Source organism: Amantichitinum ursilacus, from assembly GCF_001294205.1.
Classification (GTDB): Bacteria; Pseudomonadota; Gammaproteobacteria; order Burkholderiales; family Chitinibacteraceae; genus Amantichitinum; species Amantichitinum ursilacus.
In genome coordinates, this window is record NZ_LAQT01000036.1 from 50,917 (window position 1) to 74,208 (window position 23,292).

The 23,292-nt window shown below is 61.8% G+C and carries 20 protein-coding genes; 13 read left to right on the forward strand and 7 right to left on the reverse strand.

What is annotated here, in order from left to right; all coding sequences use genetic code 11:
* Nucleotides 1-8: 8 nt before the first annotated feature.
* Nucleotides 9-524 (reverse strand): cupin domain-containing protein, encoded by a 516-nt coding sequence (locus WG78_RS19435; protein WP_053939503.1) that lies wholly within the window; start codon nt 522-524, stop codon nt 9-11.
* 68 nt (nt 525-592) lie between these two features.
* Between WG78_RS19435 and WG78_RS19440 the strand changes: the two genes are divergently transcribed.
* A complete protein-coding gene (locus WG78_RS19440) occupies nt 593-862 on the forward strand; it encodes a hypothetical protein (RefSeq protein WP_053939504.1) in 270 nt (89 codons plus the stop codon).
* Nucleotides 863-885: 23 nt separating this feature from the next.
* Here WG78_RS19440 and WG78_RS19445 read toward each other — a convergent pair whose 3' ends face one another.
* Both WG78_RS19445 and WG78_RS19450 read right to left on the reverse strand, forming a co-directional pair.
* Complete coding sequence (locus WG78_RS19445; RefSeq protein ID WP_083459418.1) at nt 886-1,491, reverse strand: FxDxF family PEP-CTERM protein; 606 nt, start codon at nt 1,489-1,491, stop codon at nt 886-888.
* Nucleotides 1,492-1,539: 48 nt separating this feature from the next.
* On the reverse strand, nt 1,540-3,444 hold the full coding sequence (locus tag WG78_RS19450; protein WP_053939506.1) for a S53 family peptidase: 1,905 nt from the start codon (nt 3,442-3,444) through the stop codon (nt 1,540-1,542).
* A 466-nt stretch (nt 3,445-3,910) separates the two neighbouring features.
* On the opposite strand from WG78_RS19450, the gene WG78_RS19455 reads away from it, so the two are divergent.
* The 4 genes from WG78_RS19455 to WG78_RS19470 all read left to right on the forward strand — a co-directional run bounded on the left by WG78_RS19455 (nt 3,911) and on the right by WG78_RS19470 (nt 10,422).
* Nucleotides 3,911-5,080: an efflux RND transporter periplasmic adaptor subunit gene (locus WG78_RS19455; RefSeq protein WP_053939507.1), complete on the forward strand. Its 1,170-nt coding sequence runs from the start codon at nt 3,911-3,913 to the stop codon at nt 5,078-5,080.
* Between the two features lie 10 nt (nt 5,081-5,090).
* The gene (locus WG78_RS19460) at nt 5,091-8,255 is read left to right on the forward strand and encodes an efflux RND transporter permease subunit (protein ID WP_053939508.1); all 3,165 of its coding nucleotides are present in this window, start codon (nt 5,091-5,093) and stop codon (nt 8,253-8,255) included.
* Nucleotides 8,248-9,657, forward strand: coding sequence for an efflux transporter outer membrane subunit (locus tag WG78_RS19465; protein WP_053939509.1), 1,410 nt, complete (start codon nt 8,248-8,250; stop codon nt 9,655-9,657). The genes WG78_RS19460 and WG78_RS19465 overlap by 8 nt, the downstream gene beginning before the upstream one ends.
* A gap of 75 nt (nt 9,658-9,732) precedes the next feature.
* Nucleotides 9,733-10,422, forward strand: a complete 690-nt coding sequence (locus WG78_RS19470; RefSeq protein WP_053939510.1) for a CTP synthase C-terminal region-related (seleno)protein — start codon at nt 9,733-9,735, stop codon at nt 10,420-10,422.
* 222 nt (nt 10,423-10,644) lie between these two features.
* On the opposite strand, the gene WG78_RS19475 is transcribed toward WG78_RS19470, so the two are convergent.
* The gene (locus WG78_RS19475; protein WP_161805162.1) at nt 10,645-11,832 is read right to left on the reverse strand and encodes a CHASE3 domain-containing protein; all 1,188 of its coding nucleotides are present in this window, start codon (nt 11,830-11,832) and stop codon (nt 10,645-10,647) included.
* 138 nt (nt 11,833-11,970) lie between these two features.
* The gene (locus WG78_RS19480) at nt 11,971-12,993 is read right to left on the reverse strand and encodes a LacI family DNA-binding transcriptional regulator (protein WP_053939512.1); all 1,023 of its coding nucleotides are present in this window, start codon (nt 12,991-12,993) and stop codon (nt 11,971-11,973) included.
* A 309-nt stretch (nt 12,994-13,302) separates the two neighbouring features.
* Here WG78_RS19480 and WG78_RS19485 point away from each other — a divergent pair, with 309 nt between their 5' ends.
* From WG78_RS19485 to WG78_RS19500, 4 genes are all read left to right on the forward strand, one after another.
* The gene (locus WG78_RS19485) at nt 13,303-14,577 is read left to right on the forward strand and encodes an extracellular solute-binding protein (protein WP_053939513.1); all 1,275 of its coding nucleotides are present in this window, start codon (nt 13,303-13,305) and stop codon (nt 14,575-14,577) included.
* A 101-nt stretch (nt 14,578-14,678) separates the two neighbouring features.
* Nucleotides 14,679-15,605, forward strand: a complete 927-nt coding sequence (locus WG78_RS19490; RefSeq protein ID WP_201782495.1) for a carbohydrate ABC transporter permease — start codon at nt 14,679-14,681, stop codon at nt 15,603-15,605.
* A 3-nt stretch (nt 15,606-15,608) separates the two neighbouring features.
* Nucleotides 15,609-16,454 (forward strand): carbohydrate ABC transporter permease, encoded by an 846-nt coding sequence (locus WG78_RS19495; RefSeq protein ID WP_201782496.1) that lies wholly within the window; start codon nt 15,609-15,611, stop codon nt 16,452-16,454.
* A gap of 65 nt (nt 16,455-16,519) precedes the next feature.
* Nucleotides 16,520-18,892, forward strand: coding sequence for a glycoside hydrolase family 3 N-terminal domain-containing protein (locus WG78_RS19500; RefSeq protein ID WP_053939514.1), 2,373 nt, complete (start codon nt 16,520-16,522; stop codon nt 18,890-18,892).
* Here WG78_RS19500 and WG78_RS19505 read toward each other — a convergent pair.
* Nucleotides 18,887-19,489 carry a TetR/AcrR family transcriptional regulator gene (locus WG78_RS19505; RefSeq protein WP_053939515.1) on the reverse strand — a complete coding sequence of 201 codons (603 nt, stop codon included), beginning with the start codon at nt 19,487-19,489 and terminating at the stop codon, nt 18,887-18,889. The genes WG78_RS19500 and WG78_RS19505 overlap by 6 nt on opposite strands.
* A gap of 78 nt (nt 19,490-19,567) precedes the next feature.
* On the opposite strand from WG78_RS19505, the gene WG78_RS19510 reads away from it, so the two are divergent.
* From WG78_RS19510 to WG78_RS19520, 3 genes are all read left to right on the forward strand, one after another.
* Nucleotides 19,568-20,296, forward strand: coding sequence for an SDR family oxidoreductase (locus WG78_RS19510; RefSeq protein ID WP_053939516.1), 729 nt, complete (start codon nt 19,568-19,570; stop codon nt 20,294-20,296).
* A gap of 121 nt (nt 20,297-20,417) precedes the next feature.
* On the forward strand, nt 20,418-20,933 hold the full coding sequence (locus WG78_RS22765) for a hypothetical protein (protein ID WP_053939517.1): 516 nt from the start codon (nt 20,418-20,420) through the stop codon (nt 20,931-20,933).
* A 3-nt stretch (nt 20,934-20,936) separates the two neighbouring features.
* On the forward strand, nt 20,937-21,452 hold the full coding sequence (locus tag WG78_RS19520; protein WP_053939518.1) for a hemerythrin domain-containing protein: 516 nt from the start codon (nt 20,937-20,939) through the stop codon (nt 21,450-21,452).
* Between the two features lie 620 nt (nt 21,453-22,072).
* On the opposite strand, the gene WG78_RS19525 is transcribed toward WG78_RS19520, so the two are convergent.
* Nucleotides 22,073-22,606 carry a hemerythrin domain-containing protein gene (locus WG78_RS19525; protein ID WP_083459422.1) on the reverse strand — a complete coding sequence of 178 codons (534 nt, stop codon included), beginning with the start codon at nt 22,604-22,606 and terminating at the stop codon, nt 22,073-22,075.
* A gap of 324 nt (nt 22,607-22,930) precedes the next feature.
* Between WG78_RS19525 and WG78_RS19530 the strand changes: the two genes are divergently transcribed.
* Nucleotides 22,931-23,260, forward strand: a complete 330-nt coding sequence (locus tag WG78_RS19530) for a CzcE family metal-binding protein (protein WP_053939519.1) — start codon at nt 22,931-22,933, stop codon at nt 23,258-23,260.
* Nucleotides 23,261-23,292: the final 32 nt, after the last annotated feature.

Sequence of the window (23,292 nt, forward strand, 5' to 3'; positions counted from 1 at the left end):
CGACGTGTTCAAGGTGCTGGCGAGTCCACCTCTTCGCCGTCCCAATACCCCGGCGTTACGCTATCGGCATAACCGCGCCCGGTTAGTTTGACCTGCACATAGCCAGTGTCGGTATGGATAGCGACGTCGTGCGGATGCGGGCTGCCCCACACCAGATAGCGACAAGGTTGATCGGTGTGGTTGATCAGCGCGTGCCCCGCGGTTTGCCCCGCCGGGAAACACACGTACTGGTCAGCCGTCATCACATAGCGCGCATCGCCCAGCCGCAGCGTCAGGCTGCCTTCGAGGATCAGCACATGTTCTTCTTCCAGCAGGTGATAATGCGCGGGATTCGCCTGCAAGCCAGGGGGCAGCGTTTCCAGCGACACGCTGATGCGACTGCCGCCGCCATAGCTGCTGAGATGCCGATAATCCATGCCGAAACGCGTGCCGTGGCGATGCTGCACCAAGGGCACTTGCGTGACATCAAACGGTTCGTAAATGCCTTGCGCATTGCGCGAGGAGGGTTCGGTGGCTTCGCTCATGCCAGGCTCCGCGGAGGGATAAAGTGATCCTCCATACTATGAATTAACCCGCCCGGAATGCTATTGCCATGTTTGCTGCTTTTGTTCTGTTTGCCGCTGTGACTGCGGCCGATGCCAGCGCGCCGCCCGCCGTCACGCCCGCCAAGGCGCCAGCCGGCACGATGAGCGCGCCTGCCGGCACGATAAGCCCGCCAGCCTGCACTGCCACCACGCCCGCGCCGCGCCTGTACACGCCCGTCACCAACAAACGTCGCCACATTGCAAACGAGGACAGCGCGTGCGCTGTCCTCGTTCATCCCACTGCCAGTGCGTCGGCCAGTCAGCCGCCAGGCCACTGACGGCCGCGCACTTCAGCCACCACTCACGCCAGCGCCATCGCCGTCGTTTGCGTTGACTTTGCTGCACGCCGACGGCGCGTGGCCGCCCACGCACCCAGGCCACCCATGGCCATCAACGCCCATGTTTCCGGCTCCGGCACCGGTGCAGTCACCCCCGCAGGCTGGATGGCAGCCAGAATGCCCGAGTACGTCGCGCCGGTTTTCAGATAGGTGCCGGTCAGCTCGAAATAGTACGTACCGCTATCGAGCGTCACGCCGCCGCCGTTGATAAAAAAGCCCACGCTGGAACCGCTGCTGAAAGTAGGCGAAGTGCCATCACCCCACGGCGCCAGATACAGATAGTTATCAAACGTCACGCCCAGGCTGTCGGCAAACGCGGTAAAGCTGATCTGGCGTGTATCCGGCGTGTTAAAGATAAAGATGTCATCAAACGTATCGCCTTTCAGCCGGTCGCCGCCGCCCGCGATATTGTTGGTGAAATTCCACGACAAATCGGTATCGCCAGCGGTGTCGACATCGCTGGGTGGCAAAAAGAACACATTGGTTTCAACCGCGGCATGCGCAGCGCTGGCCGCGCCAAAGCTGGCGGCAGCCACCAAAGAGAGTGCGAGTGTTTTAAAGCGGATCATGGCAAGTCCTGAAGGGTTTCGATATTCAATGGGGTGGATCGCAGGCGCTTATTTGCCGCCCAACGCCGCGCTCAGCGCCGTCACATCCAGCGAGCCCAGGCCGCTGGCCGGGTTGTAGCTGGCGCTGGCTTTGTAGTACTCGTTGTCGCCATAGGTGATGGCCTTGAACGGCGAACCGCTGGCGTAGCCCTTGGCTTTAAACAGCGAATACAGCTGCGGGTTGATCGGCCCGATCCGGCCCGGCGTGCCCGATGCAATCAGCGTCAGAATGCCGTTGAGTTGCGGTGATACAAAGCTGGTGCCGCCGTTTCCGCTGCCCCATTCGCCATCCTGCAGCACGGTGTAGCCGCTATACGGATCAGCGTTCAGAGACACATCGGGCAAATTGCGGCCGGCATATTTGGCGGGCATATCCACCAGATCGCTCCATGCCGTCAGGCCAGCCCCTTCCAGCGCCGGGCCGCAAAACATCGATTGCGCCGACGCCGAGGCTTGCACGCCCGGCAGGCCGGACTGATAGCCTGGCACCGGATAGGTGACGCTCACGCCGCCACCGCCGCCCACCGTGTAGTAGTTGCCGTAGTACGTGGCCGTGCCGTAGTACTTGACGATGTAATCCTGCAGATAATTCCAGCCCCACGGCCGCTCATACAGTTCGGTCACCGGGCCCAGCTTGTGCTGGAAGGTGTTCGGCAAGGTGGTGCCGCCCGCGGCCAGCACATACGGATCAGCCGCCGGGAAATCCACCGTCAACAACGTGGTGCACGCCGGATAGTTGTAGCTGCGGTTGATATCAAACGCGCCCGCATCGCCAGCAGCGGCAATCACCGGAATGCCCTGGGCCGCAGCCTGGGCAAATACCGCGTGATAGGCATCCAGCGCAGCGCCGTCATAGAAGATTTCCGGCGAGCCCCAGCTCACCGACAGCGTATCCACCAGGTTCTCATCGACGGCCTGGGCAAATACATCAAGGAAGCCGGCATCGGTATTCGGTGCGATATACACGCGGATTTTGGCGCCCGGCGCTACGCCGCCCGATTGCTGCACGTCCAGCGTGGTTTCGCCCGCGCCTGCGGTGCCGGGGCCTGCATCGGCATCGGGGCCACCATCCACCCAGATATCCACGATGCGGTTTTTGTCGACATTCAGGCCTACCGCTTCCCAATAGCCATACGCATCCGACTGGTTATAACCGGCCAGCGTCGCGATACCGATAGTGCGGCCCGCGCCGGTCAAGCCTTTGGCATACAGCGGGTTGATATTGTATTTGGCGGCCAGATCGGCCACGGTCCAGTCGCCAAAGGCATTGCCTGCAGCGGCTTTCGGTTTGGCATTGCTCAAGCCCACGGCATCACCCGCCAGCTTGCCGCTATTGGGCACGCGCGCGGCGTGGTTGCCCAGGCGTGGCTTGGTGCTCAAACCCGCCACGGTAGTCACTACACCGCCAATCGCACTCGGAATAACCGCTGCGGTGGCGGGCGCTTGCCATGTATGCACGTTATCGGTGTAGCTATGGATACTCGTGCCAAACACCGCTGCAAATTGCGCGTTGGTGCCGGTCACCGAAACCAGCAGGTTGTTGGCAAAAACCTTGTTGATCTTGAAGCCTTGCGCCGCCAGGTATTTGGTCACTTGCGCCACGGTGGCCGGGCTTTGGCCGTACTGCGCGGCAAATTGCGCCGGCGTTAAAAAGTGCCGGTAGTTGGCGCTGGTGGGGTCGGCCAGGCTGGTAATAAAGGTATCCAGCGCGGCCTTGTTCCGCAGACCCAACGCCAGCGTGACGGTTTTGACATCGCCCGCGCGCGCCACACCCAGATCCTTGATGCGCGAGTCGGCCGAGATACGCACTGCCGCTTGCGCCGGGGCGGTGGCGACAAACGTGGTGGCTAGCAGCATAGCCATTGCCGTCAGCCGCAAAGGCGTGGCGACGTGAGCCAGGTTCAGTTTTTTCATGGAATAGAAACTCACTCTTCTGTTTGAAAAGACGTTGAGATCAAGCCGCAGTCGCACGGGTCTACGTGTCAGTCGCGGCCGGGTGCCTGAACCTATCAACAGCCCCGATATTCCTGTCGAGACTATTTGTAAGGCGCTTTATTACAATTGCAAGGCAATATCTACCATATAGCGTAAAAACGCTAAATCAAACTTTCATAGATATGACTGTTGCAGAATGTTTACAGCAGGAAATGTGCCAGTTACGTTTGCAACCACCACCAACACATTGCGCACAATGCATGCACCACGATCGCCCCGATTGCCTTGAGCAAGCCGGTTTTCGCCCCACACTGGACCATTTGGTCCAATAAAACCAAAGGTTTGCGCACCTTGGGCAAAGTTGCGCCGTCCAGCGGGAACAGTCTTACATCTGCTTACCCTGCACCTATAACGAACCCACCGCGCAGACCCTTGAAGGGCAACCATGACCGCTCGCCACTGTTTTGTTGCAGGAGTCATCGCCACCAGCCTGTTGGCCGCGTGCAATAAGCCCGCCGCCCCCGCCGCGCCACCGCCGCCCAAAGTGGTGGTATTGCAACTGAAGAAACAAGACACCCCGTTAGAACTGGAAGCCGTCGGTGAAACCGCCGGTTATCGCGCCATTGAAGTGCGCGCCCGCGTCGAAGGCATCTTGCTGCGGCGCACGTATACCGAGGGCAAGCCGGTCAAGGCTGGCCAGTTGCTGTTCCAGATTGACCCCAAGCCGTACAAGGCCGCGCTGGATCAGGCGCTGGGCGCGCAAGCGCAATCGCAAGCCGCACTCAACAAGGCGCGCGCCGACCGCGACCGCATCATCCCGCTGTACCAGGAAAACGCGGTGTCGCGCAAAGACTATGACGACGCGATGTCCGCCTATGATTCCGCCGTCGCCAACCTGGCCACCGCGCAAGCGCATTCCGAAGAAGCGCGCATCAACCTCGGCTACACCGATGTGGTCGCGCCGATTGGCGGCATGGCCAGCAAGATCAATTTCTCGGAGGGCACGCTGGTTTCGCCCAGCGCCAATGCCGGTTTGCTGACCACCATCAACCAGCTCGATCCGCTCTACGTCAATTTTTCGGTATCCGAATCCGACAAGCTCAATCTGGAAAACCTGCGCGCCAGCGGCAAGGTGGTGCTGCCCGAAAAACGCCTGCCGGTCACGCTGCGCTTATCCGATGGCACGCTGTACAAGCATTCCGGGCTGATTGATTTTGCCGACAGCAAAGTCGACCCCACCACCGGCACCATTCAGCTACGCGCCGTCATCCCCAACCCCAACAACGCCTTGTTGCCGGGCCAGTTTGTGCGTGTGATTGCCGGCGGCATCGTGCGCAAGAATGCGGTGGTGGTGCCACAGCGCGCGGTGGTGCAAATCCAGGCCGACAAAGCCGTGCTGGTGGTCAACGACAAAAACGTGATCGAGACGCGCGTGGTGCAACTGGGTGACGCGCACGGCACGGATTTTGTGGTGGATAGCGGCCTGCAAGGCAATGAGCGCATCGTGGTCGAAGGCGTGCTTAAAGCGCGGCCCGGCGCGCCGGTTGACCCCGTCAGCGCCAGCGCCGTCGCTGCCGACAGCGCGCCCGCCCTGCCCGCGCACACGCAACAATAAGGAGGCCGCCATGTTCAGCCGCTTCTTTATTGAGCGCCCGGTATTTGCCAGCGTCATTTCCATCATCATCGTGCTGGCTGGGCTGGTGTCGATGAAGTCATTGCCGATCGAGCAATATCCGCAGATCGTGCCGCCCGTGGTGTCGGTCACCACCAACTACCCCGGCGCGTCGCCGCAAGTGATTGCCGAAACCGTGGCCGCGCCGATCGAGCAGCAGGTCAACGGCGTCGAAAACATGCTGTACATGCAATCGGCCGCCGCATCGAATGGCGCGATGACGCTCAATGTGTATTTCGCCATCGGCACCGACCCCGATCAGGCCACCATCAACACCAATAACCGCGTGCAGGCGGCGATGGCGCAGTTGCCGCAAGAGGTGCAGCGCCAGGGCGTTACCGTCAAAAAGAAATCCACCTCCATCCTGGCGTTTGTGTCGCTGGATAGCGCCGACGGCGCGCAAGACGCGCTGTTCTTATCCAATTACGCCACGCTCAATGTGGTGGATGAACTTAAACGTTTGCCCGGCATAGGCGATATCTCGATTATCGGCAGCGGCGACTACGCCATGCGCGTGTGGCTGCGGCCCGACAAGGTGGCGCAACTGGGGCTGACGCCCACCGACGTGCTCAACGCCATCCAGGAACAGAACAAACAGTTCTCGGCCGGCAAGATTGGCGCGGAACCGAGCGACCCCCAGCGCCCGCTCGAATTTACTTATACGGCTACCGCCAAAGGCCGTCTTTCCAGCGTCAAAGAGTTTGAAAACATCATCGTGCGCGCCACCGCCACGGGCTCGCAAACGCGCATCAAAGACATCGCCAAGGTGGAGCTCGGCTCCAATTCTTATGACGTGGTGGCGCGGCATAACGGCAAGCCCACGGTGGGCATTGCGCTGTATCTGCAGCCGGGCGCCAATGCGCTGGATGTGATCAAGAATGTGCGCGTCAAAATGGACCAGTTGCAGACGCGCTTTCCGCACGGCATGCGCTACAACATCCCGTACGACACCACGCGCTTCGTCAAAGTCTCGATCGAGGAAGTGGTGCACACGCTGTTCGAGGCCATCCTGCTGGTGTTTGTGGTGGTGTACGTGTTTTTGCAGAACGCACGCGCCACGCTGATCCCCTGTCTGGCGGTGCCGGTGTCATTGATCGGGACGTTTGCCGGGATGATGGCGCTCGGTTTTTCCATCAACCTGCTGACGCTGTTTGGCATGGTGCTGGCCATCGGCATCGTGGTGGATGACGCCATCGTGGTGCTCGAAAACGTCGAGCGCATCATGAGCACCGAGCATTGCACGCCCACGGAGGCCGCCATCAAGGCAATGGACGAGGTATCCGGCCCGGTGATCGCGATTGTGCTGGTGCTGTGCTCGGTGTTCTTGCCGGTGGCGTTTATGGGCGGCATGACCGGCGTGATGTACAAACAGTTTGCCGTGACCATTGCGGTGTCGGTGGTCATCTCCGGCGTGGTGGCGCTGACGCTCACGCCCGCGCTGTGTGCACTGATCCTCAAGCCCACGCACAAAGAACCCAACCGCTTTTTCCGCGCGTTTAACCATGGTTTTGATCGCATGACCAAGGGCTACGTCGGCGGCGTGGCGTTTCTTAACCGCCGCGTCGGCATCGCCATGCTGGTGTTTGCCGCGATGGTGGCGTGCCTGCTGTTGCTGTTCCAGACCGTGCCGACCGGGCTGGTGCCGGACGAAGACCAGGGCTATTTGATGGTGGTGCCGGTGATGCCCGATGCGGCCTCGATGGCGCGCACGCAAAAGGTGACGGCGCAGCTGGACGCCACCTTGATGGCTGATCCGAATACCGATCAGCTGATGACGTTTAGCGGTTTCGATCTGTTGTCGGGCACGTATAAATCCAGCGCCGCCGCGCAGTTTTTAACGTTGCAGGATTGGGAAAAACGCAAAGGCGACGGTCAGGATTCGTTTGCACTGGTGCGCAAGGTGATGGGCGCGGGCGCGCGCATCAACGATGCGGTGGTGTTGGCGTTTAACCCGCCGCCGATTACCGGCATGTCCACCACCGGCGGTCTGGAAGCGTATATCCAGAGCCGCGGCACCACCGACCCCGCCGCCATCCAGCAAGCCATCCAGGCCTATCTGGAAGCGGCGCGCAAACGCCCGGAATTCTCGTCGGTCAGCACCACCTATCGCGCCACCGTGCCGCAAATGTTTTTTGATCTGGACCGCGACAAAGCCAAAACGCTGGGCGTGCCGGTCGATCAGGTGTTCAGCACCATCTCGGCCACGTTTGGCGCGCAATACGTCAATGATTTCAACATCTTCGGCCGTACCTACAAGGTGCAATTGCAGTCGGATGCCAACTTCCGCAGCTCGCCCAACGACATGCGCAATGTGTTTGTGCGCGCCAACAGCGGCGAGATGATTCCGCTCAGCGCGCTGGTGACGGTCAAGCCGGTAGTGGGGCCGGAACTGGTCGAGCGCTTCAATGTATTTTCCGCCGGCAAAGTGATGCTGACCCCGGCGGCGGGCTATTCCACCGGCCAGGCCATTGCAGCGGCGGAAGAGATTGCCGATAGCGCGCTCAGCGGCGATTTTGCGCTGGCATGGATGGGCAGCGCGTATCAAGAAAAACTGGCCGGTAGTACCTCCAGCCAGGCGTTTATCTTCGGCATCATCATGGTGTTTCTGATTCTGGCGGCGCAGTACGAACGCTGGACGCTGCCGATTGCCGTCATCACCGCCGTGCCGTTCGGGTTGTTTGGCGCGTTGCTGGCGGTGTGGCTGGTCGGGCTGAACAACGATGTGTATTTCCAGATCGGGCTGGTCACCCTGATTGGCCTGGCTGCAAAAAACGCCATTCTGATCGTCGAATTTGCGGTGGAAAAACACCACGAAGGCATGACCTTGCATGAGGCCGCACTGGAATCGGCGCGGTTGCGTTTCCGCCCGATTGTGATGACGTCGCTGGCGTTTATTCTGGGCTGTGTGCCCTTGGTGACGTCCAGCGGCGCGGGCGCGGCCAGCCGCCATTCCATCGGCACCGGCGTGATCGGCGGCATGCTGGCGGCCACCTGCATCGCCACGTTTTTTGTGCCGCTGTTTTTCCGCTTGATTATGGGCATAGGCAGCAAAAAAACGGTCGCGCCATCCCCGCCCGCCGCCTTGCCGCCACCGCCGCAGGAGGTGGGCCATGATTAAGCGCCGCCTCACCCTCGCCCTGCCCGCGCTGATGTTGCTGGCCAGTTGCGCGCTGATGCAACCGGACACCCGCGCGCCCGCCTCCGACCTGCCGACCAGCACGGTCGACAGCGCGTGGATTTCGCCGCAATGGTGGGCGCAGTTTGGCGATGAGCAACTTAACCAGCTGATCGCCCAGGCCCGCGCCAGCAATCAGAACCTGGCGCAAGCGGTGGCGCGCGTGGCGCAGGCGCGCGCCGCGCTTAACATCAACCAGTCGGCGCAATGGCCGCAACTGGGCGTCGGCGCGGACGCCGGGCGGCAGCGCGTGCCGCCCACTGCCTCCACCACACCCGGCGTATACGACAGCTACCAACTGGCGGCGCAAGCCAGTTGGGAAATCGACGTGTGGGGCCGCCTGGCCAATCTGACCGAAGCCGCGCGGCGCGACTGGCTGGCGGCGCAATACAACCAGGAAGCGGTGCGTCTGTCGCTGGATGCCGAGGTAGCGCAAACCTGGTTCAACCTGTTGTCGCTGGATGCACAATTAAGCATCGCCAGCGACACCGTACAAAGCCGCCAGCAAAGCCTGGCCTTGCAGCAGAAGCGCTTTACCGGCGGGCTGATCAGCGAACTGGATGTGCGCCAGGCCGAAGCCGAATTGAACACCGCGCAATCCACGCTGCCCGACATCTTTACGCAACGCGCCGCCACCGAAACCGCGCTGGCCATCCTGCTGGGGCAGACGCCGGCACAGATCAGCACCATCGATTCGTCGCGCCCCACCACGCTGGCCAATATCAAGCCACCGCTCCCCATTCCGGCAGGCTTGCCTGCAGATTTGCTGGAGCGCCGGCCCGATATCCAGCAAGCCGAAGCGCAGTTGATTGCGGCGCGGGCGCGGATTGAGGCGGCGCGTGCGGCGTACTTTCCGCAGATTTCATTAACCGGATTATTCGGCCTGCAAAGCGCCGCTTTTGGCGATCTGTTTACCGGCGCGGCGCGCACGTGGTCGTACGCGGGCAATCTGACCCTGCCGCTATTCAACGGCGGCTTGACCGCCGCCCAGGTCAACCAGGCGCGCGCGGTGGAACAAGAGGCGCTGGCGGCGTATCGCGGCAGCGTGCAGCAGGCATTTGGCGATGTGCGCAACGCGCTGGTGGCCGACCAGCAAGGCACGCTTAAAACCACCGCCCAGGCCGAGAAAGTCAAAGCGCTGACACGCCAGCTGCATCTGGCCAATCTGCGCTACGACAACGGTTATTCGGATTATCTGGATGTGCTGGATACCGAGCGCAGCCTGTTTGATGCGCGCTTGTCGCTGGTGCAGGCGCGGGTGGCGGAACTGAACAATCGCGTGGCGCTGTACAAGGCAGTCGGCGGCGGGTGGCAAGCGCCGGCGGGTCTGGCCGCGCAGCACTGAAGCTGGCATAGTTAGCGCTGATGGCGCGCCGGGCGGGCGCGCCATTTTTTATGGGTCCGCCCCGGAGCGCAAAACATGCAGGTACGTATCGGTTTGATTGGCGATTTCAACCCCGATGTGGTGGCGCACCAAGCCATCCCGCTGGCCCTGGCTGCGGCCGGGCACGTACTGGATGTGGAATGGCAAGCTGACTGGCTGGCCACCGAAACTCTCACCAGCCCGCATGCGCTGGCCGGTTATCACGGCTTGTGGGCGGTGCCCGCCACGCCGTATCGCTCGATGGATGGTGCACTGCTGGCCATCCGCCATGCGCGCGAAACCGGCTTGCCGTTTCTGGGCACCTGCGGTGGTTTTCAGCACGCCCTGGTGGAATACGCGCGCAATGTGCTGGGCTGGGCCGATGCGCAACATGCCGAAGAAGCCAGCGGCGAAGGCCGCGCGGTGATTGCACCGCTGCATTGCGCGCTGGTGGAAGTAACTGATCAGGTGCGCTTGCTGCCTGGCAGCCGTATCGCCGATGCCTATGGCGAGGATGCGGTGCACGAGGGCTATCACTGCCGTTACGGGCTCAACCCGGAATTCCGCGCCGCGTTGATTAATGGGCCGATGCGTGAATGCGCGCTGGATGAGGCCGGCGATGTGCGCGCGGTAGAACTGACTTCGCACCCGTTTTTTGTCGGCACCTTGTTCCAGCCCGAACGCGCCGCGCTAGCGCAACGCCGCGCCCCCATCGTCGAAGCCTTTATGCGCGCCGCCATGGCGTAACCCGCCTGTGGCCTGTGTCGCGCAGCCCCCAAAAAACACAACCCCAAACCGTCAGCAGGTCGTCCGTAGGGTGCGTTACCCCGGCTTTTCGGGGCAACGCACATTTGGGGCCTTCGGCCCCGGCCCCACCTGGGGCCACCCCGCGTCCATGGCATAACCGAAATGTGCGTTGCCCCATAAACCCGGGGTAACGCACCCTACGCGTAATCTTGAGGGCGCACCCTATACGGCATGGGCATGGGCGCGGGCGCGCAGCAGGGAGACCTCGATGCCGTGGCCGATGGCCACTTGCAAGCGTTCCAGCAGCATCACCTGGTCGTTGCTGGGCGTTTGCAAAAATCCCAGTTCGATCACGGCGTTGGTGCCTTCGCTGCCCGTCATCGGCAGCGCCAGCACGCAGCTGGGTGCCATGTCGCCGAGTTGGGACGCCAGCGGCATATAGTTGGGCGGCACGTCGTGCAGCCATTGCGCCTGTTGCGTGCGTGCGCTCTCGCCAGCCACGCCCTCGCCCACATCAAAACCATCCACCGCATGGCTCTGGCGCACGATGCCGTGGCCGCTGATGCGGGCAAAGCGCTGCCCATCTTCCGCCGCCACATAAAATGCGCCGACCAGCGCCCCACTCCATTGGCACAACATCGCCAGCAAGCCCTGGCCGATATCCGCCAGATCGCCGCTTTCCACAAACAAGCGCGCCACGCGGCTTTCGGCTTCCGCCATGGCAGTCTGGTGTTGCAATACCGCGTTGCTGCGGGCAAAGGCTTGCTCGCCTTCGCGCTTGAGTTGCGCCACGCGTTGCAACTCGGCGCGGCCGCGAATCGCAAACGCCAGCGCCAGCGCAATAAAACCAATCAGCACGCCGCCCGCCAACAATGCTAGCGTTACGCCCGCCCGCTTGAGGCCCTCGGCGCGGCGGATGCGCTGGCGTTCGGCAATCACTTCCAGGTTATCGGCGATATTGGTAATCAGCTGTCGCCCGCGCCCCTGCCGGATGATGGGCACCACGTCCTGGCCCTGCGCTTGTTGCTGGATCAGCGCATCCACGCGCGTGTGCCAGGTGCGAAACGATTCTTCCGCCAGCACCGCATCGCGCAACTGGTCCGCGTCGCCCGCCAGCAATTGCTGCAGATGCTGCATTTGCGTGTGCAAGCGCGGCACGTTGTCTTTGTACGGCTGCAGAAATTCATCGTTGCCGGTTAACAAGTAACCACGCTCGCTGCTTTCGGCCTGATGCAACTGCGTGCCGATATGCGTGGCCAGCTTGGCGATTTCGGTGGCCTTGCCGCTATCGAGCATCGATAAATACAAAAACACGATGATCACGCCCAGGCCGAACACGGCCCCACCCGCCACACCCAGTGGCATCAGGATGAGCTTGCGAAACGACTGGTCAATAAACTGGTTGGGCATGGCAATAAGCATCTGCTGATAAGTGGCGCGATTATGCAATGAACCGGCCGCGCTGACATATCGATCTGCAGGGCAAGCAGCACCGGTTGCGCTCACGGCAACGCACGGTGTAGCGCGCATCACGCCAGACGCTGCGCCTTAGGCGGTGACCCGGCGCGGCGGCGCGGTGGAACCACGCACCACCAGCTCGGTGGGCAACACAATTTGCGGCGATGCGGCCTCCAGCCCGGCAATCAACGCCAGCAAGGTATTGACGGCCGAACGCCCCATTTGCTGCATCGGCTGGCGCACCGTGGTCAGCGGCGGATGTTGTTGTTCCGCCGCCGGGATATCGTCAAAGCCCACCACCGACACATCGTCTGGAATGCGCAAGCCGGCATCGCGAATCGCCTGCAACGCCCCCAGCGCGCTCATATCGTTGGCAGCGAACAGCGCAGTCGGGCGTTCGGGCAAGGCCAGCAAGGTTTGCGCGGCGGCATAGCCTTCCGCCTTGGCGTAATGGCCGGGCACCACCAGCGCCGGGTCTTGCGGCAGCCCGGCTTGCGCCAGCATGTCCAGATAGCCGCGATGCCGGTCCTGCGCCGACGCCATATGTTCGTTGCCGGTAATAAACGCGATGCGACGATGGCCTTGCGCAATCAGATGCCGCATCGCCATGCAAGCGCCGGCGTAGCTGTCGGCGGCAATGGAGGGAAAGCGCGAATACTGGCCGTGCTGGTCCACCGTAATCACCGGCACGCGCGCTGCCACCAGCGCATCCAGATAGCGGTATTCGTAGGGCAGCAAGGCGATGATGCCGGCGGTGACTTGCTGCATCAGTTTCAGCACGCTGAGCAGCGGCGGCTGATCGTGTTCCACCAGCGAGTACACCAGCAATTCGTAACCGGCCGGGCGCGCCGCGCGGCCCACGCCCGCCACCAGCTCGCCAATAAACGGATTGTGCAGTTCAGCGGTAATCAGCCCGACGATCTGGCTGCGGCGGTCAGAAGAACGTTGTTCGGCGCGATGCCCCACATAACCGAGTTCGGCCGCAATGCGCAGGATTTCATCGCGTTTGTCGCGCGACACGCCGGGCTTGCTGGCCAGCGCCCGCGACACGGTCATCTGCGAGACGCCCGCAGCGGCGGCGATGTGTTCAAGGGTGACATTCTGGCGCGGCATTGCGGGTTTCCTAGCGGGCAATAGCGGCCGATGTTACTACGTTAGAGACAACGTTAGAAACAGCAAAAAAACGCGTTAGAGCACGCCGCTGCCAACGTAACCCACGAAAAGCCCGGCACAGGGCAAAGCCGCTTATTCATTAGAACTACGCCGTTTCCAGCATCGCTAAAACGCCCGTTTAAACCCGCCGTTCATCGGTCGCGCTACGTTAGCGTGTAGTCGCGCAATTGACGCTACATTCGCCGCGCCAATAACGTGGCTTCCGCTTTACGCGACTCTGACAAACGCACTCGATGCGGGAGAACAACGATGCACAAGATCACAGCCCTGGGCGGCTTGCTGAGTATCTGTCTGGCCTGGGCCGCCGGCCCGGCGCATGCGGCGGACCAGGTCATCAGCGAATGGGACCAGATGACCAACACCGCCGCCAGCAAGATCATGAACGATGCCGGCGCGCGCTTTGAAAAAGCCAACCCCGGCTTTAAAGCCGAACAAGCGCACATCCTTAACGAAGCCTACAAAACCAAGTTGAAGATCGCCTTTGGCGCAGGCCAGCCGCCGTGTGTGTTTGCCAGTTGGGGCGGCGGACCGCTGCGTGAATACGTCAAGAGCGGCCAGGTGCGTGACTTGACGCCTTATCTGGCCAAAGACCCGGCGTATAAGGATCGCTTTGTTTCGACGGGTTTTAACGCGGTCACCATCGACGGCAAGATTTATGGCGTGCCAGCCGAGAACACCACCGCCGCCGTCATCATTTACAACAAGGATCTGTTCGCCCGATACAAGCTCAGCCCGCCGCAAACCTGGGATGAGTTGCTCAATGTGGTGAAGGTGCTCAACGCCAACCATATCGCGGCATTTGCGCTGGCCAACAAAGCCAAATGGCCGGGCTCGATGTACTACATGTATCTGGTCGATCGCATCGGTGGCGCCGACACCTTCCGCGACGCCGTCACGCGTAAAAATGGCGGCAGCTTTGCCGCACCGGCGTTTGTGGAAGCCGGCAAACGCATTCAGGAACTGGTGAAGGCGGGCGCGTTTGCGCCGGGCTTTAATGGCCTGGATTACGACGTCGGTGCTTCGCGTCGGCTGATGTACTCCGGCAAGGCAGCGATGCAGCTGATGGGCAGTTGGGAGCCATCGACCATCCAGAACGAGAACCCGGGTTTTGTCAGCAAGCTGGGCTATTTCAACTTTCCGTCGCTACCCGGTGGCAAGGGTGATCCCAAAGATGTGATCGGCACCGTGGGCGACAACTTCATGAGCGTGTCGTCCAGCTGCAAAAACCCCGACGCCGCATTCAAGCTGATCCAGGCGCTGACGGATGACGTATCGGCGCAAGCGCGGCTGGCGGACAAGCGCGTGATGCCGCTGAAGAATCTGAACGTCAGCGATCCCTATCTGAAGCAGATCCAGGCCCTGGTGTTGCAAGCCCCCAGCGTGCAGCTTTGGTACGACCAGGAACTGCCGCCCAAGCTGGCCGAAGTGCATAAGGACACGGTGCAAGCGCTGTTTGGCTTGAGCGTGACGCCAGAGGCCGCGGCGCAGCAGATGGAAGCGGCGGCAAAAGCTGAACTGCATTGACGGGACAGGCTGTTTGAACGCAGGCGTGGGTAGCGCGCCGGGCTGGCCGCTTTGCGTGGCCGGTCTTGAGGGAAAGCCGAGTCCCATCCTGAGGTGTCTTTATGCATATGACTTTGAATCGGCCCGCGGCGCTGCCTTTGTTGCGCTGGCCGCGGTCGCCGGCGTGGCTGGTGCCCGCCTTGTTCCTCGCGCCTGCGGTGCTGATGTTGGCGGTGTTTCTGCTCTACCCGCTGCTGTCCAGCTTTCAGTTGTCCTTGCTGGACTGGAACGGGCTGGGCGAGCAAGGCCGCTTTATCGGACTGGGCAACTGGCTGCATCTGCTGCATGACCCACTGTTCTGGCGCGCACTGGGCAATAACGCGTGGCTGGCGCTGTTCTCCATCGTCATCCAGTTGCCATTGGCGCTGGCCTTGGCGGTGTTGCTGGATAAGGCCGGCGAGCGTTCGCGCTGGCTCAAAATCATCTACTTTCTGCCACTGCTGATGTCGAGCGTGGCCTTGGGCGTGCTGGCCAAAAACCTGTATGACCCCAATTTCGGCCCGATCAATCTGCTGTTGCAGCAACTGCATCTGGACGGCCTGGCGCATGACTGGCTGGGCGATCCCGCCTATGCGCTGGGTGCGGTGATTGCGGTGGTGTGCTGGCAGAACGTGCCGTTTTATATGGTGCTGTTTCTGGCCGGGTTGGCGTCGTTTCCGGAAGACCTGTCCGAGGCGGCCACGCTGGATGGCGCCAGCGAATGGACGATCTTCTGGCGCATCAAACTGCCGCATCTGCGCGGCACCGTGCGCACCGCCGTGTTGCTGGCCATCATCGGCTCGCTGCGCTATTTCGATCTGGTGTTTGTGATGACCGGCGGCGGCCCGGAGCATGCCTCCGAGCTGATGGCCACCTATATGTATCGCACGGTGTTCAGCGGCTTTCAGCTGGGTTATGGCAGCACGATTGCCTCGGCGATGTTCCTGGTCGTGACATTGATTGCCGCGCTGGCTTTGCGGCTCTCGCGCCGCTTTCAGACGGAGGTGTGAACCATGGCCACTCCGCTGTTGTTACAAAAAATCCGGATCGGCCGCGTGGCGATTCCGGTGCTGGCCTTGTTCTGGCTGGGCGTTACCTTGCTGCCGTTTGTGTTGATGGTGTTTACCAGCCTCAAGTCGCAGGAAGACAACTTTGCCAGCCCGATGTGGGCCCCGCCCAGCCATCTGGAATGGGGCAACTATCTCAGCGTATTGCACGGCTCGTTTCTGCTGTATCTGCGCAATAGCGTGTTTGTGATTGGCGTGGCGCTGGGGCTGACTTTGCTGTTTGCCTCGATGGCGGCGTATGCACTGGCGCGGCTCAGGTTTAAAGGCCAGGGCTCGCTGTTCGGGCTGATTGTGGCCAGCATGATCGTGCCGCTGCATGTCACCCTGGTGCCGGTGTATCTGCTGACGCGCAATGCCGGGCTGTACGACACGATGTTCGCGCTGATCGGCCCGTATGTGGCGATGAGCCTGCCGGTGTCGATCTTTATCCTGACCGAATTCATGCGGCAGATTCCGCGCGAACTGGAAGAAGCCGCGCGCATTGACGGTTGCGGCCCCATCGCCGTGTTCACCCGAATCTTCTTGCCGTTGTCGGGCCCCGGTTTGTCCACCGTGGCCATCTACAACGGCATCAATCTGTGGAACGAATTCATCTTTGCCTATGTGCTGACCTCCTCGCCCAACCACCGCACGTTGCCGTTGGCGGTGTGGGATTTCCAGAGCGAATTCGCCGCCAATATCCCCGGCATGATGGCCGTGGTGACGCTAACCGCTCTACCGCTGATTGTGGCCTATGCGTTTGGCCAGGAAAAAATCGTCAAAGGCATGATGGCCGGCGCGCTGAAGGGCTAAGCGCCCGTCACCGGGCTGCCGTCGCCCCCGTTGCACTCTCTACCCGCTTGCAGGAAACACCCGCCATGACCGCGCTGTACAAAGACCCGCAACACCCCGTGGCCGACCGCGTCGCCGATCTTCTGGCGCGCATGACCCCCGCTGAAAAAATCGCGCAGATGCATGCGTTCTGGCTGCTGCTGTCGCCCGATGGCGAACACCGCGTGCGCGAAGATGCGTTTACCGGCAAAAGCGATCCGGCCACCTTGCAGAACCAGTTGCGACTGGGCCTGGGCCAGATTACGCGGCCGCTGGGCAGCCACACCGTCGATGCGCGCACGGGCGTGCAGGCGTTTAACCGGCTGCAGCGCTTTATGCTGGAAGAAACGCGGCTGGGCATCCCGGTGATGGCGCATGAAGAATGCTTGCTGGGTCTGATGAGCAAAGGCGCGACCTTGTTTCCGTCGCCGCTGGCGATGAGCGCCACCTGGAACCCGGCGCTGATCGAGCATGTGGCGGCGTTGATTGGCGATGAGGCGCGCAGCGTCGGTTGCCATCAAGGCCTGGCCCCGGTGCTGGATGTTTCGCGCGATGTGCGCTGGGGCCGCACTGAGGAAACCTTTGGCGAAGACCCCTATCTGGTGGGCGTGCTGGCCACGCGCTATGTGCGCGGCTTGCAGGGCCCCAGGCGCGATCTGTTCGCTACGCTCAAACACTATGTCGGCCATTCCTTTAGCGAAGGCGCGCGTAACCATGCGCCGGTGCATCTGGGTTGGCGCGAGCTGAACGACACGTTTTTGCTGCCGTTTGAGATGGCGGTCAAACAAGCCAACGCCGGTTCGGTGATGCCCGCGTATCACGACATCGATAACGAACCGAGCCATGCTTCGCGCCATTTGCTGACCGAAGTGCTGCGCGAGCAATGGGGCTTTGATGGCCTGGTGGTGGCCGATTATGTGGGCGTGAGTTTGCTGTACCAGCATCACGGACTGGCGCGCGATCAGGCCGAGGCGGCCGCGCTGGCCTTCAATGCCGGGCTGGATATCGAACTGCCCGGCGACGACTGCGCCGCGCATCTGCACACGGCGGTGGAACGCGGGCTGATTTCGCCGCACAAGATTGATGAAATTGTCGCGCGCATCCTCCAGCACAAATTCGAGTTGGGCCTGTTTGAACACCCCTACGCCGACGAAAACAACATCCGCCTGCGCAGCCCGGCCGCGCTGGCGGCCGCGCGCGAAGTCGCGCAGCAATCGATCGTGATCCTGGAAAACAACGGCATCCTGCCGCTGGCGCCGGCGCAACAAAACATTGCCGTCATCGGCCCCACCGCCAACGACGCGCTGGCGATGCTGGGCGGTTACAGCTTTCCGGTGCATCTGATTCTGAGCGAAGCCCATCAGGCCGAGCAGGCGGTCATCACGCCGCTGGCAGGCTTGCAAGCGCGCTACGGCGCGGAGCACGTCAGCTATGCGCAGGGTTGCGCCATCCTTGATGAGCGCGTGTATGGCACGCCGGTATTTCCGGGCGATGTGGCCGACAGCAGCCAGTTGCTGCAGCAATCAGCGGTCTCGCATAACACCGACGGCATCGCCGCCGCCGTCGCGTTAGCGCAAGCAGCAGACGTAGCGATAGTCTGCGTCGGCGATCTGGCCGGCTTGTTTCAGACCGGCACCGTGGGCGAAGGCTCGGATACCGACAGCCTGAATCTGCCCGGCGTACAACAGCAATTGCTGCAGGCGGTGGTGGAGACCGGCAAACCGGTGATCGTGGTGCTGACTGGCGGCCGTCCCTACAACCTGCAAGGACTGGAACAGCGTGTAGCGGCCTTGCTGATGGCGTTTACCGGCGGGCAAGAAGCGGGCCCCGCGCTGGCGGCGGTGCTGGCGGGCGATGCCGCACCGTCCGGGCGGCTGACTGTATCGGTGCCCAAAAGCGTTGGCGCGATGCCGTATTACTACAACCACAAACTGAAAAGCGCGGGCACGCCGGTGGCGTTTCATTTTGGCAGCGCCTATCCGTTTGGCTACGGCTTGGGCTACACGCAGTTTGACTATGCCGATCTGCAGATCGAAGCCAGCGAGGTGGATATCGACGCCGGCGACATCGTGTTCAGCTTTAGCGTGCGCAACACCGGCGCCCGGGCAGGCGTGGTGGTGCCGCAAATCTATGTGCGCGATCAGTTCGCCTCGCTGGTGCGGCCGGTCAAAGAACTGAAAGGCTTTGCCCGGCTGCACCTGGCGGCGGGCGAAGTGCGCACGCTGCAGGCGCGCATTCCGGTGGATATGCTCAACTTCACCGGGTATAGCGGTCAGCGCATCGTCGAGCCGGGCCAGTTTGAGCTGATGGTGGGCGAACACAGCGCCGATATCCGCCTGCGCGCCGTGGTGAATGTCACCGGCCGCGAGCGCACGCTGGGGCGGGACTGGCGCATGGAATCGACCGTGATTGCGCTATGACAGATACGCCCGCGCCAGCCGCACCAGCTGCTGGCGCATGGCGTCCAGCCGATCGGCGCTCAGCTCGCCTTCCAGCCAGCCTTGCAACGGGCCGTTGAGCGCGCCCATCAACGTTTCGGTAACCAGCACCGGTTGCACAATGTCTGCGGGCAGGGCCGCCACCACCGCACTGCGAATGCGCCCGCGCATGCTATCGAGCAAGGCGCGGCTATCCACCATGGCCGCCACGGCATACAGGGCGCTGGACACGTCGGCGCGGTCGATCTTGGCGTTGAAATACGCAATTGCAATCGCCTCGCCCACGTCGGGCGCGGGCGCACCGCGGATTTGCGCGCATGCGGCCTCGACCTTGCCGGTCACCCGCAGCAAGTGATTTTCCAGCACCGCCGCCAGCAGCGACTGCTTGTTGGGGTAGTACTGATACAGGCTGCCCACCGACACGCCGGCCCGGGCGGCCACGCGCGTGGTGTTGAATTTCTCCAGGCCATCGCTGCGCAAAACCTGAATGCTTGCCTCAAAAATCGCTTCCACCGTCACGGTGGACCGCGCCTGAACCGGCCGCCGCCGCGGCGCGAGCGGGATGTCATTGGGCTTCATGGGAAAGCGAATTCCATATGTGAAGGATTCTTCATAATATAACCGGACTCCTCTCTACACCACTCAGGAATCCTGTTTATGACATCCGCACAACGTACCGTTCTGATCAGTGGCGCCAACAAGGGCATCGGCCTGGAAACCGCGCGCCAGCTGGCAGCCGAGGGCTATCGCGTTTATGTCGGCACGCGTGATCTGGCCAACGGCCAGGCCGCCATCGAAAGCCTGCACCTGCCCGATGCTGATCTGCGTGCCATCCAGCTGGACGTGACCGACGCCGCTTCCGTGGCCGCCGCCGCCGCGCAGATTGATGCCGAAGTCGGCCAACTGGATGTGCTGATCAACAACGCTGGCATCGCTATCGATCTGGCGCCGCCATCGCAAGTGGGTCTGGACAAGATGCGCCAGACTTATGACGTCAATGTCTACGGCCCGATCACGCTAACCCAGGCGATGCTGCCATTGCTGCGCAAAGCGCAGACGCGCGTGGTGGTTAATCTATCGAGCGAGCTGGGTTCAACCACGCTGCACGGCTACCCCGACTTTGCCTATTACGGCGTCAATCTGGCGGCGTACAACATGTCGAAAGCGGCGCTGAATATGTACACCGTGTTGCTGGCCAAAGAGTTGCGCGACGAAGGTTTTCATATCAACGCGATCAACCCCGGCTACACCGCCACAGACCTGAACAACCACCAGGGTACGCGCAGCGTGCAGCAAGCGGCGGCCGTGGTCGTCAAATACGCCACGCTGGATAAATCCGGCCCCAATGGCGGCTTTTATACCGATGGCGGCGCAATGCCGTGGTAAGCGCTTAAGGTGGTCTGCCTGGGCCGGATTGCTCCGGGCGCTGACAGGCAGACCACCCGCGCGTGCTTAAGCTGTAGGCATCCTCGGGCCATGCCCGACTCACTGTCTGCAGGAGCACATCATGAGCAATACACGTGTCGAACTTGAACAACGCCCCGGCCACGATCCGATTACGGGCGAAGATGAATTCCACCCCGCTGGCACCGCCGGTGGCGCGGTAGTTGGTGGCGTAGCGGGCGTCGGTGTCGCCGCAGCGGCGGGCGCGTCGTTGGGTGCGGTGGCTGGCCCGATCGGCATGGCGGCAGGCGCAGCGATCGGCGCGGTGGCCGGTGGCCTGATCGGCAAAGCCGTCACCGAAAAATTTGACCCGGCGGCAGAAGACACCTATTGGCGCGAAGCCCATGCGGGCCAGCCCTACGCCAATCCGGACCAACCGTTTGAGTACTACCAGAGCGCCTATCGCGCTGGTTACGAGGGTGCGGTGCGCTATCCGGGCGAGAACTTTGAAGATGTCGAAACGCATATCCGCCGCGATTACGAAAGCCACCGCGGCGCCACTGATCTGGACTGGCCCGATAGCCGCGACGCCGCGCGCGCCTCGTGGGACCGCGCCTCCAGCCGCCTGGTGCCGCGCTAAGCCATGGATATCACGCAACTGATCCTTGACGATCATCACGAACAACGCCGCATGTTTGCCATCCTCGAACAGATCGACCCCAGCGAGACTGAAGCGCTGGGCGCGGTCTGGGCGCGGCTGGCGGCATTTCTGGAAATCCATGCCGAAGCGGAAGAGCGGTTCTTCTACCCCGCCCTGCTGCGCAAAGGCCGCGGCGAAGGCGGCCGCGACGATGCCGCCGACGAAACCCGTGACGCCATCAAAGACCACAACGAACTACGCCAGGCGGTGGCAGCGGTGGCGGATTTTCATGTGGGGACGGACGAATGGTTTGCGGCGATTGCCAAGGCGAATGAGGCCAATGGCGATCATATGGCGGAAGAAGAACGCGAAGGTTTGACGGACTTTCGGCGGACGGCTTCGCTGGCATTGCGGGAGAAGCTGGCGGTGCAGTTTGTGGCGTTTGAGGCGCAGCATTATCGGGGGGTTAAGCCGGTGGATAAGGATCCGGAGGCTTATGTGGAGGCGCATCAGGGGTGATGAGTTTGGATACCCTTTAACCGCTTAGCCTGCGGCGCATTTTTGATACCCGGGGGTGCCCGGGAGCACGTCACTTTTCTTTGCTTCGCCAAAGAAAAAGTAACCAAAAGAAAGGCGACCCCACTCGCGAATCCTTCGCTCGCCAGGGGGCCCGGTAGGTCAAAAGCCGAAACGGACCGTCTGGGACTTCCATGTCTCAGCTGCCGCTCCGCGGAACTTCGGTCGGATGGAGCCCCAAAAACGGGTCTCCTTCCCCTCCCTCGACAGGTAATGTCCGCTGTCTGCCTAGCGTGCTGCCTCGTTCCTTCGGAACATCGGGTGGGCGTGGTGGCGACGGGTGACAGTGAACATCGGCACTGCCTGCTTAACGCACCACGCTTCATAGGGTGGGTCGAGACCCACCACCCAAAGTCATCGAGCGATTCGCCAGCGTTGAAATCACTTCTCTGACTATCTTCCGCTGCGCTTGCAAGCCTCGTCCCCCGTTTTATGGCATTCCATCCAATGCGACACCCCTGATATTTGCGCGCCGCGCTGGAGCATGCCCATGCGCCATCGCCAAACAAAACGGGCGACACCCGTTTGGGGAGTCGCCCGTTTTTAACAGCTAGCGTCCAGCGTTATTGCTTGCTGGGCACGCTGCCCATCAGTTCTTCTTTGCGGGCGGCCATTTGTTGGGCCAGTTCCGGCATTTGTTCGCGGCCTTTGGCGCGGACTTCGGGGAACCATTCGCCTTCTTCTTCTTCGACGTGGTGTTCGATCATTTCGCTCAGCACGGTAAAGCGGGCGTCGTACATGTCGTCGCCGGCGTGCATGGCTTCGAGTTGTGCGATCAGCTCTTTACAGCTGGCGTGTTCGACCAGCGATTCGTCGATTTCGTCGTCATCACCCAGAATCTGGCGGCTGGCCGGATAGAAGATTTCTTCTTCGATCTGGGTATGGATGGTCAGCTCCTTACAGGCCTCACGCACGATGCGTTCTTTTTCGGCGTTGTCGTCGCTGTCCTTGATCTTTTCAAACTGGCGGAACAGCGCTTTCACCTTGCGGTGATCGGCGATCAGCAGATTGGTTGCGGCGTCGGACTTGCTGCCCGGTGCGGCGCGCTGAGTGGTGGATTTACGGCTGGTTTTGCTGGTGGAGGCTGCAGTGGCCATGGTGTTGTACTCCGGGTGCGTTGAACATGACTGCAGCATGCCACCGCGCTCCGGCGCAGGCTGTCGGTACGCCAACGAACCCGGCGTAGGCGTGTTTTGGCTGGCCCGTGCCAGACACTGACACGGCGCGTGCCGGATGACCTCCGACCCTGGCGCGATCGCTCACGGGCGGGCTGCCATGACGCGATGGCGCGAAAAGTGGCGAAGCTTCACAAAAATGACATTTTTGTCATGCAGCGGTCATGCGGCGCTGCGCGCTGCGGGCCTAAATTGCACGCCATGCCGCGCCATCCGACGCGGCGCGATCCAGCAAGGAGACCCATCATGAAAAGCCTGATCACCACCGTATTTGCTGCCTGCCTGAGCACCGTCAGTCTGGCCGCGCTGGCAGCCAACACCGACGCCAGCCCCCTCGCTTATGGCAGCCCGGTGGCCGAGAACACCACCCAACCCGTGCGCCAGATCAACCTGAACAACGGCCAGTCCGTTGACGTACAGAAGGGCGAAGTGGTCGAGCTGGTCAGTGGCAGCGCGCATGAAGAATGGAAGTTTGATGGCGTGCAGCCCGAGTTCACGCTGGCGCATGTCTTCCCCGCGGCCGATCATGCAAATAGCATTCGCGTGTATGTGGCCGACCCGGATCATCAAGACTGAGCGTCCAGCGCCCGCATAACCCTCAAAACACC